Source organism: Enterobacter soli (assembly GCF_964208575.1).
Classification (GTDB): domain Bacteria; phylum Pseudomonadota; class Gammaproteobacteria; order Enterobacterales; family Enterobacteriaceae; genus Enterobacter; species Enterobacter soli_A.
In genome coordinates, this window is sequence record NZ_CAXOFU010000042.1 from 1 (window position 1) to 9,969 (window position 9,969).

Here is a 9,969-nt window from a genome sequence, read left to right on the forward strand (position 1 = left end):
TGTGCTGGCAACTGAATCGCTGTATTACATGTACGCTCGATCGGTTCCCTCTCCCTGTGGGAGAGGGTTAGGGTGAGGGCATCAGGCTACGCCAAATCCCCCCCATTACTCGCAATCACCTTCTTATACCACCAGAACGATTTCTTGCGCTTTCTCTCCAGCGTGCCGCGCCCTGCGTCGTCGCGGTCAACGTACACAAACCCGTAGCGCTTGCTCATCTCGCCCGTTGACGCTGCCACCAGGTCGATACAGCCCCAGGTGGTGTACCCCATCAGCGGCACGCCGTCTTCAATGGCATCGCCCATCGCGCGGATATGCTCGCGCAGGTAGCTGATGCGGTAGTCGTCGTTAATCTCGCCGTTTTCATCAACAACGTCTTTCGCGCCGAGGCCGTTTTCCACCAGGAACAGCGGTTTCTGGTAGCGGTCGTACATCATGTTCATGGTGATGCGCAGGCCGAGCGGGTCAATGCCCCAGCCCCATTCGCTCACCTGAACATGCGGGTTGCGCAGGGACTTCACGATGTTCGCCGCGTTGGTGTTGTTCGCGTTCATATCCGCCGACGCGCAGCGGGAGGCGTAATAGCTGAACGACACAAAATCGACGGTGTTTTTCAGCAGCTCGTCATCGCCCGGATCTTTCACAATCACCACGCCCTTTTCGCGGAACACGCGGGCGGAGTAGGCCGGGTACGCGCCGCGCGCCTGCACGTCGATAAAGAACAGGTTCTCGCGGTCTTTCTCCAGCGCCATCCACACGTCTTCCGGCTTGCAGGAGTACGGGTAGAAATTCCCGCCCGCCAGCATACAGCCGACCTGGTTTTCCGGGTTCACCTCGTGGGCGATTTTGGTCGCCAGCGCGCTCGCCACCAGCTCATGGTGCGCCGCCTGATACTTCACCTGATCCTCGTTTTCGCCCTCTTCAAACACCAGCCCGGCACCCGAGAACGGGCTGTGCAGCATGATGTTGATTTCGTTGAAGGTCAGCCAGTACTTCACCAGGCCGTTAAATTCTTCAAAACAGGTGCGGGCGTAGCGGGCGAAGAAATCGACCATCTTGCGGTTGCGCCAGGAGCCGTACTCGGTCACCAGATGCATCGGCACGTCGAAGTGGCACAGGGTCACCAGCGGCTCGATGTTGTACTTTTTGCACTCTTCGAACACCGCGCGGTAGAAGGCGATGCCCTCTTTATTCGGCAGCGGCTCGTCGCCGTTCGGGTAGAGGCGGCTCCAGGCGATGGAGGTGCGGAATACCGTAAAGCCCATCTCCGCCATCAGGGCGATGTCTTCCTTATAGCGATGGTAAAAATCAATCGCCTCGTGGCTCGGGTAAAACTCGTCGTCGCGCAGGGTAAAGCGTTTTTCCTTCCCGAGCTTCACCGCCAGGCGATTCGCGCCGTGGGGGATCATATCGACCGTGGTCAGCCCCTTGCCGCCTTCGCGGTACGCGCCTTCACTCTGGTTGGCGGCAAGCGCGCCGCCCCATAAAAATCCTTGTGGAAAAACAGACATTGTTACCTCGCTATAATTTTATGCTTGTGCGGCTTTGGCCTGAACCGGCGCGGTTTGCAGGGCGCGCGCTTTTTCTGCCTCGTCTTCGACCGGGATATCCTCAAAACCTAATATCAGGGTCAGAACAAACGACAGCACCACCGCCAGCGCCATCACGCCGAACACCCAGACGATGGTCATCGGGTTCGCCGGATCGAAGAACTGCACGCTGGTAAACAGCCCCGGCGCCGCCATCGAGTGGCTGGCAAGGCCGGCAATACCGGCCACCGCGCCGCAGATAAAGCCGCTGATCAGGCTCGCGATTAACGGACGTTTCAGACGCACCGCCACGCCGTACAGGGCCGGTTCAGAGATCCCCGCCATGATGGCGGACGCGGCCGCCGCCAGCGCCGTCTGGCGCAGTTCCGGGTTTTTGGTTTTCCACGCCACCGCCAGCGACGAGCCGCCCAGGGACAGGTTGGCGCCGATCTCCGACGGCATGACCATCCCCTCTTTGCCCGTTTCGGCAATGGTCTGAATGATAGTCGGGGTAAACACGCGGTGCATCCCGGTCATCACCAGCAGCGGCCACAGCGCGCCCATAATGGCGACCGACAGCCAGCCCAGATAGCCGTGAATGGTGTACACCAGCGCAGAAATCGCGCTACCGATCCAGATGCCCAGCGGCCCAATCAGCACAATGGCGAGCGGGGCGGCAATCAGCACGATCAGCATCGGTTTCAGGAAGTTCTTGGTCACCGCCGGGGTGATTTTGTCGACCCAGCGTTCGATATACGACAGGCACCAGGTCATCACCAGCGCCGGGATCACCGTGTAGGTGTATTTCACCGCCGTGACCGGAATAAACGCGAACTCCACGTGCTCGCCCTGGGCCGCCTTCGCCATCAGCTCGATAAAGCTCGGATGCACCAGCACGCCCGCAATGGCAATCGCCAACGACATGTTGGTTTTGAACTTCACCGCCGCCGAGGCCGCCACCATCAGCGGCAGGAAGAAGAACGCGCCGTCGCCGATCACCGTCAGGATGGTCAGGGTTGGCGCGCCTTTTTCCAGCACGCCGGTCATCTCAAGGATCATCGCCAGCAGCTTAACCATCGAGCCGCCGATGATCGCCGGGATCAGCGGCGACATGGTGCCGATCAGCGCGTCGAGAATGCCCGCGCCGATGCGGCGAAGCGTGAGCTTTTGCGGGCCTTCCGGCACGGCGGGCTGCATGTTGGCGGGCAGCAGGCTGACCACCTCGCGGTAGGCCTGGGAAACCGTATTTCCCACGATCACCTGGCACTGGTTATCGTTACGCACCACGCCGAGCACGCCGCTGATGCTTTTCAGGCGCGGGGCGTCGGTCAGGGTTTCGTCCTTCAGGACAAAACGCAGACGCGTCATGCAGTGGGTGACGGCGACGATGTTCTCTTTGCCGCCAAGCGCGCTGACGACGTCGTTCGCCAGCGCAGCATAATTTTTGGCCATCGGATGTTACCTGTTATCGTTGTGAGAAATTGTAGGAAACCGGTTCCACATAATCATCATTAGTTTCTTTGAGTGAAACAAGATGGTTATTTGTGCATTTTTTAGATTTGTGATGGCGATCGCCAAAGGCCGTAAAAAGCGTGATATCGCCGCGAGGACAATTTTTCTGCGGTGCAGTACACTGCGCCCATCGGATTCAGAGGGAAGAACAACATGACCACGATGCTCGAAGTGGCGAAGCGCGCAGGTGTCTCAAAAGCAACGGTTTCCCGGGTGCTGTCGGGGAATGGCTACGTGAGCCAGGAGACCAAAGACCGGGTATACCAGGCGATCGAAGAGAGCGGCTATCGCCCCAATCTGCTGGCGCGAAACCTGGCGACCAAACGCACGCAAACGCTGGGCCTGGTGGTGACGAACACCCTCTATCACGGCGTCTATTTCAGCGAACTGCTGTTCCACGCCGCGCGGATGACGGAAGAGAAGGGCCGCCAGCTGATCCTCGCCGACGGCAAGCACAGCGCCGATGAGGAGCGCGAGGCGATCCAGTACCTGCTCGACATGCGCTGCGACGCGGTGATCATCTACCCGCGCTTTTTGAGCGTGGAGGAGATGGACGAGATCGTCGAAAAATACGAACAGCCGATTGTGGTGCTTAACCGCCGCCTGCGTAAAAACAGCAGCCACAGCGTCTGGTCAGATCATAAAGCCTCCTGCCAGGCGGCGGTGGGGCAGCTTATCGAAAAAGGCCACCGCGACATCGCCTTCATCACCGGGTCGCTCGACTCGCCGACCGGCATCGAACGTCTGTCCGGCTACAGGGCGGCGCTGGAGCAGCACCGTATCCCGCTGCGTGAGGAACTTATCGCCCAGGGCAAGTGGAACCCGGCAAGCGGTGCGGCGGCGGTCGCGGAGCTGCTCGCGCGCGGCGAAACCTTCAGCGCGCTGGTGGCGAGCAACGACGATATGGCGATTGGCGCGATGAAGCAGCTGCACGACAGCGGGATCGCCACCCCGGAGGCGGTGTCGGTCATCGGCTTTGACGATGTCGCCATCGCCCCGTACATGGTGCCGTCCCTCTCCAGCGTGCGCGTCCCGGTCACGGAGATGATCAAAGAGACCATCAGCCGCCTGATCTTCATGCTCGACGGCGGCGAGTTCAAATATCAGCAAACCTTCTCCGGCGAGCTGATCCTGCGCGACTCGGTGATTGACGGCCCGCACCGTTGACGTCGACATCTGTCATCGTCACTTGTGACGATGACAGCGCGCCTCCTTTCTGTAAATTCAGCTAAATCAATACATTAAAAACTGGCACGGTTTATGAATGTCTCCGCGCATGACTGTTATGCTGGAGAAGCAGATGAACCGTTTTATCATGGCCGATGCGAGTAAATGTATTGGCTGCCGTACCTGTGAAGTGGCGTGCGTGGTGTCCCATCAGGCGGAGCAGGACTGCGCCTCGCTGACCCCCGAATCCTTCCTGCCGCGTATTCACGTGATTAAGGGCGTGAATATTTCCACCGCTGCGATTTGCCGCCAGTGCGAAGATGCCCCCTGCGCTAACGTCTGCCCGAACGGGGCGATCAAGCGCGAGAAGGGCTTTGTGCACGTGATGCAGGAGCGCTGCATCGGCTGTAAAACCTGCGTGGTGGCGTGCCCTTACGGCGCGATGGAAGTGGTGGTTCGCCCGGTGGTACGCAACAGCGGCATGGGGCTGAGCGTGCGCGCGGAAAAAGCCGAAGCCAACAAGTGCGACCTCTGCTATCACCGCGAGGCCGGCCCGGCCTGCATGGACGCTTGCCCGACGCACGCGCTGGTGTGCGTCGATCGCGACAAGCTCGAACAGATGAGCGCGGAAAAACGCCGTCGCGCGGCGTTCGACACGTCGTCATCCATGCTGTTCTGATTCACGATGAGCGGGAACGGCATTCAGCTTCGGGTGCGCGGCAAAGTGCAGGGCGTCGGGTTTCGTCCCTTCGTCTGGCAGCTGGCGCAGGCGATGGGGCTGGCAGGGGATGTCTGCAATGACGGTCAGGGCGTGCTGGTGCGCCTTGCGGGGAATGGGGAGTGTTTTACCGCAAGGCTGCGCCAGGACTGCCCACCGCTGGCGCGCATTGACGAGGTCGACGCGCAGCCGTTCAGCTGGGAAAACCTGCCGGATACCTTCACCATTCGCCACAGCGCGGGCGGGACGATGGACACGCAGATTGTGCCCGACGCCGCCACCTGCCCGGCGTGTCTGGCCGAAATGCGCGACCCGCGCGAGCGCCGCTACCGCTATCCGTTTATCAACTGCACACACTGCGGCCCGCGATTCACCATTATCCGCGCCATGCCCTACGACCGCCCGGCTACGTCGATGGCGGCGTTCCCGCTCTGCCCGCCGTGCGGCGCGGAGTATCGCAACCCGGCGGACAGGCGCTTTCACGCGCAGCCCGTGGCCTGCCCGGACTGCGGCCCCGCGCTCGAGTGGCTGTCGGGGGACGTACATGCCGCGCGGGAAGCGGCGCTGCGCGCGGCGGTTAAGGTGCTTAAAAGCGGCGGCATTGTGGCGGTGAAAGGCCTAGGCGGGTTTCACCTCGCCTGCGACGCGCAAAACCCCGCCGCCGTGGCGCGGCTGCGGGCGAGAAAGCATCGCCCGACGAAGCCGCTGGCGGTGATGCTGGCGAACGCCGACGGCCTGCCGGCCTCCATAAGCGAGCGCCTGCTTTCCCCCGCGGCGCCCGTGGTGCTCACCCCAAAAAACCTGCTGCCCGCCATGCCGGAGGCCATTGCGCCGGGGCTGGACCGCATCGGCGTCATGCTCCCGGCAAACCCGCTGCAGCACCTGCTGCTTGCTGACGTTCAGCGCCCGCTGGTGATGACCTCCGGGAACCTCAGCGGGAAACCGCCAGCTATTACCAACGGCGAGGCGCTGGAGGCGCTGCGGGAGATCGCCGACGGTTTTCTGCTGCACAACCGCGACATCCTCCAGCGTATGGATGATTCCGTGGTGGACGCGCAGGGGTCGATGCTGCGCCGCGCCAGAGGCTACGTGCCGGATGCCATCACGCTTCCCGCCGGGTTTGACGATATCCCCGCCATGCTGTGCCTGGGCGCGGAGATGAAAAACACCTTCTGCCTGGTGCGCGGCAATCAGGCGGTGCTGAGCCAGCACTTTGGTGACCTGAGCGATGACGGCGTCGAGCAGCAGTGGCGCAGCGCGCTGGCGGTGATGCAGCAGATGTACGCCTTTACGCCGCAGCGTGCGATCTGCGATGCCCATCCGGCGTATCGCGCCCGGCAGTGGGCGGAGGAGCAGGCGCTGGAAACCCAGACCGTTTTGCATCATCACGCCCACGCGGCGGCGTGTCTGGCGGAGAACGGCTGGCCGCGCAACGGCGGCGAGGTGATTGCCCTGACGCTGGACGGCATCGGCATGGGCGAAAACGGCGCGCTGTGGGGCGGGGAGTGCCTGCGGGTGAGCTACCGCGACTGCGAGCATCTCGGCGGACTGCCCGCCGTGGCGCTGCCTGGTGGCGATCTGGCGGCGGCCCAGCCGTGGCGCAATTTGCTCGCCCAGTGCCTGGCGTTTGTCCCGGACTGGCTGCAGCACGCGGAAACCCGCGCCGTGCGGCGTCAGCGCTGGCAGCCGCTGGCGGTGGCGGTATCGCGCGGGCTGAATTCCCCCCTCGCGTCGTCCTGCGGAAGGCTGTTTGACGCGGTGGCCTGCGCCCTGGACATCTGCCCGGAAAGCCAGGGCTACGAGGGCGAAGCGGCCTGTCGCCTCGAAGCGCTGGCGGCCCAGTGTCCCGGCGTGGCGCATCCCGTCACCCTGTCGGTGGATAACCTCGCCCGCTTCTGGCAGCAGTGGCTGGACTGGCAGGCGACCCCCGCCGAGCGTGCGTGGGCGTTTCACGACGCGCTGGCAAAAGGGCTGGCTGCGCTGTGCGCTCTCCACGCCCGGCGCCTGTCGCTGTCCACCGTCTGTCTGAGCGGCGGGGTGCTGCACAACCGCCTGCTGCGCGCGCGGCTCAGCCACTATCTTTCTGACTTCACCCTTCTTTTCCCTTCTCGCCTGCCCGCGGGCGACGGGGCTATCTCCTTCGGGCAGGCGGTTGTCGCTGCGGCCCGGTCATGTTTATAAGGATTTAAAATGTTACGACTCTTACGCAATGAACCTCGCGCCGCGCTTTTACTGCTGGCTCTGGTGATGGCCAATCTGCTCGCCTGGGGCTGGGCGTGGCAAACCTTCAGCGGCAGCACCGCGCTGATGGCGGCAAGCCTGCTGGCCTGGTGCTACGGGCTGCGTCACGCGGTGGACGCCGACCACATCGCCGCCATCGATACCGTGACGCGTAAGATGATGCAGCAGGGAAAACGGCCCTCCGGCGTGGGGGCGTGGTTCTCGCTCGGACACTCCACCATCGTGGTGCTGGCCTCCATCGCCATCGCTGCGACCGCCACCGCGTTTCAGAAAAACATGGCCTGGTTTCATGAGACCGGCAGCCTGATTGGCACCGCGGTGTCGGCCACCTTCCTGCTGGCGATGGCGCTGGTCAATATGGTGATTTTGCGCGGAGTCTGGCGCAATTTTCAGGCGCTGAAAAACGGGCGCGCCGCGAACGCGGAGCTGGATCTTCCGGCGCAGGGCGGGGTGATGAACTGGCTGTTTGGCACCACCTTCCGCCTGGTAAACAAAAGCTGGCAGATGTACCTGGTGGGCTTTTTGTTCGGGCTGGGGTTTGATACTGCCACCGAAATCGGCGTGCTGGGCATCTCCGCCGCCAGCGCCTCAAACGGCATGTCGGTGTGGTCGATCATGATCTTCCCGGCGCTGTTCGCCAGCGGCATGGCGCTGGTGGATACCCTGGATAACCTGCTGATGGTGGGCGCTTACGGCTGGGCGTTCAACAAGCCCCAGCGCAAGCTCTACTACAACATGACCATTACCGGGACGTCGGTGGTGGTGGCGCTGTTTATCGGCGGGCTGGAAGCGCTCGGCCTGCTGATGGATAAATTTGCCCTCAGCGGCGGCGTCTGGGACGTCATTGGCGCGGTGAATGACAACCTCGGCAACGCCGGCTTTGTGGTGGTGGGGCTGTTTGTGGCCTGCTGGCTGATCTCGATGGTCAACTACCGCTGGCGCGGCTACGACGCGCTGGTGGTGCGCTCCTGAGCGGGAGGCAGCCAGGCGCGGGTAAAATCGAGCCAGCCCCCGGCGGTCAGGACGATATCCTGCACGTTTTCCATCGTGTTGATGCGATAGCGATAGTGGAACAGCGGCGTGCAGGCGCCGCTTTCCAGCAGGCGCGTAAAGAAGGGCGCCAGATTTGCGTTGAGGCTCGCTTCGCTGGCGCAGTAGCCCATCAGCGTCTGCTTCTCTTTCTGCCATGCCGCGTCGCCCAACGCGCTGGCCCACGCCGGTTCGTCGGTAAACCACTCTGCCAGCGCAAAGCCCGGCAGCTCGCCCGCCAGATAATCCCCCAGCAGCAAATCAGCCTGCGCCAGCGCGCCCGGGGCGTGCCACTCGTCGCGATCTTTCCAGTCGATTTTCAGCTCGCAACTCTGCTTTTTGAAATGCGCCTGCAGCACGTCGGCAAGCTCGCGCAGTTCAGAGGTGTGGCAGCAGGCCAGCGTCAGGGTGGCGGGGAGCGCAGCCTGCGCGGCGGGCGGGAGCGGCGGCGTAACGAGATCGGGCAGCACCTCGGTGCGGGTTTGCAGATCGTCGCGGTGGGCAAAGTGGCGCTCGCTGACGGAGGTAATGTCCTGACGCAGCCAGGCGGCAAGCGGGCGTGAAAGCGCGGCGTTGACCATGAGCCACGCGAACCCGCCGCTGGTTGAGGTGACGGCTTCCTGGGCGCTTTCCCCTTTGCCAACGGTGATCCACGCCGGTTTTTGCGCGTCGGTTCGGGTTCGCCAGAACTCAATCGCGTGCAGCAGCGGGTGGGCGGCATAGTACCAGGGCTGACGCTCCAGGCGTAAATAGTGCGAATGGTGACGGGCGATGGCAAACGGCCCGGCGCCGATGTCCGGCTGCTGCGGGTGGGGAAGGCGGCAAACGTGGTGCGCCAGACGATGCGCCAGCATGGCATCCGGCATGTCTAAGATGATTTCCAGACACCACGGCGCGGCCAGCGACGCCTGGCGAACGTGCTTCAGACCCGCGTTGCGCGCCGGATCGGCGAGCATCTGCTGCACTGCGCTCAACATATCCTCATCGCCAATCGGCTGGCCGTTGTGCCAGTGCGCGCCGCTGCGCAGATAAAAGCGCCAGCGGCGGCCGTTGTCGCTGGCCTCCCAGTGGTGCGCCAGATCCGGCTCGGGCTGCGGCTGCCCCGGCACGTAGCGCGTCAGCCCGGCGTGAACCGCGCAGATAATGTGCTGCTCGGCGCGACGGCGCTGCAGCGCCGGGTGAAGCGAGGTGAGCGGACGATACCAGGGAATACGCAGGGTGGGCTGATGTTTGAGCCATTTGCCGCCGAGAAACGGGGTAATGATGTGGTGCAGGCTTGCCGGGTCGCCCTCCGCCAGCTGGAGCGCGCTCTGGTAGTCGCCCTTCTCCAGGCAGCTGTGCATCAGCGGCGCGCTAAGCTCGCTGGTGGAGGCGATGCAGTGCAGCGTCGCGCGATGCCCGCGCCCCGGCTGCGCGCGCCAGGTCAGCCACCCGCTCTGGGCAAGCTGGCGCAGCAGCGTGCGCGCGTGGCGTTCGCTGCACAGCGCCACCTCGGCAACTTCGGCAATGGTCGTCGGCTTCGGTTCAGCTCCGTAGTGCTGGTAAAGCCGTTGATACTGGCGGATTTTTTGCAGCTGGCGCATGGTGGCGTTCCGTGTAAGGGAAGGGGTGCAAAGAGTGTAAGCGCTTTTGCGGAATAAATAAGGGTGGGATGGGGGAAGTGTTCCGGTTTTTCGGGCCGTGCGGCCTGATGCCCTCACCCTGACCCTCTCCCACGGGGAGAGGGAATCGACCGAGCGTGCATGTCATACAGCGATTCAGTTGCCAGCACAG

General features: G+C 63.1%; 7 protein-coding genes. 4 read left to right on the forward strand and 3 right to left on the reverse strand.

Annotated elements, in window-relative coordinates; all coding sequences use genetic code 11:
- Positions 1–86 precede the first annotated feature (86 nt).
- Positions 87–1,511: a 6-phospho-beta-glucosidase gene (locus AB6V08_RS23080; protein ID WP_368545089.1), complete on the reverse strand. Its 1,425-nt coding sequence runs from the start codon at positions 1,509–1,511 to the stop codon at positions 87–89.
- Positions 1,512–1,529: 18 nt separating this feature from the next.
- The gene (gene ascF / locus AB6V08_RS23085; protein ID WP_368545090.1) at positions 1,530–2,981 is read right to left on the reverse strand and encodes a PTS cellobiose/arbutin/salicin transporter subunit IIBC; all 1,452 of its coding nucleotides are present in this window, start codon (positions 2,979–2,981) and stop codon (positions 1,530–1,532) included.
- Positions 2,982–3,194: 213 nt separating this feature from the next.
- On the opposite strand from ascF, the gene AB6V08_RS23090 reads away from it, so the two are divergent.
- From AB6V08_RS23090 to AB6V08_RS23105, 4 genes are all read left to right on the forward strand, one after another.
- Positions 3,195–4,208 carry a LacI family DNA-binding transcriptional regulator gene (locus AB6V08_RS23090; RefSeq protein ID WP_368545091.1) on the forward strand — a complete coding sequence of 338 codons (1,014 nt, stop codon included), beginning with the start codon at positions 3,195–3,197 and terminating at the stop codon, positions 4,206–4,208.
- A 133-nt stretch (positions 4,209–4,341) separates the two neighbouring features.
- Positions 4,342–4,887, forward strand: coding sequence for an electron transport protein HydN (gene hydN / locus AB6V08_RS23095; protein WP_368545092.1), 546 nt, complete (start codon positions 4,342–4,344; stop codon positions 4,885–4,887).
- Between the two features lie 6 nt (positions 4,888–4,893).
- Positions 4,894–7,107 (forward strand): carbamoyltransferase HypF, encoded by a 2,214-nt coding sequence (gene hypF / locus AB6V08_RS23100; RefSeq protein ID WP_368545093.1) that lies wholly within the window; start codon positions 4,894–4,896, stop codon positions 7,105–7,107.
- A gap of 9 nt (positions 7,108–7,116) precedes the next feature.
- Positions 7,117–8,139 (forward strand): HoxN/HupN/NixA family nickel/cobalt transporter, encoded by a 1,023-nt coding sequence (locus AB6V08_RS23105; RefSeq protein ID WP_368545094.1) that lies wholly within the window; start codon positions 7,117–7,119, stop codon positions 8,137–8,139.
- Here the strand turns inward: AB6V08_RS23105 and AB6V08_RS23110 are convergent.
- The gene (locus tag AB6V08_RS23110) at positions 8,112–9,779 is read right to left on the reverse strand and encodes an SgrR family transcriptional regulator (RefSeq protein WP_368545095.1); all 1,668 of its coding nucleotides are present in this window, start codon (positions 9,777–9,779) and stop codon (positions 8,112–8,114) included. The genes AB6V08_RS23105 and AB6V08_RS23110 overlap by 28 nt on opposite strands.
- Between the last annotated feature and the right edge of the window lie 190 nt (positions 9,780–9,969).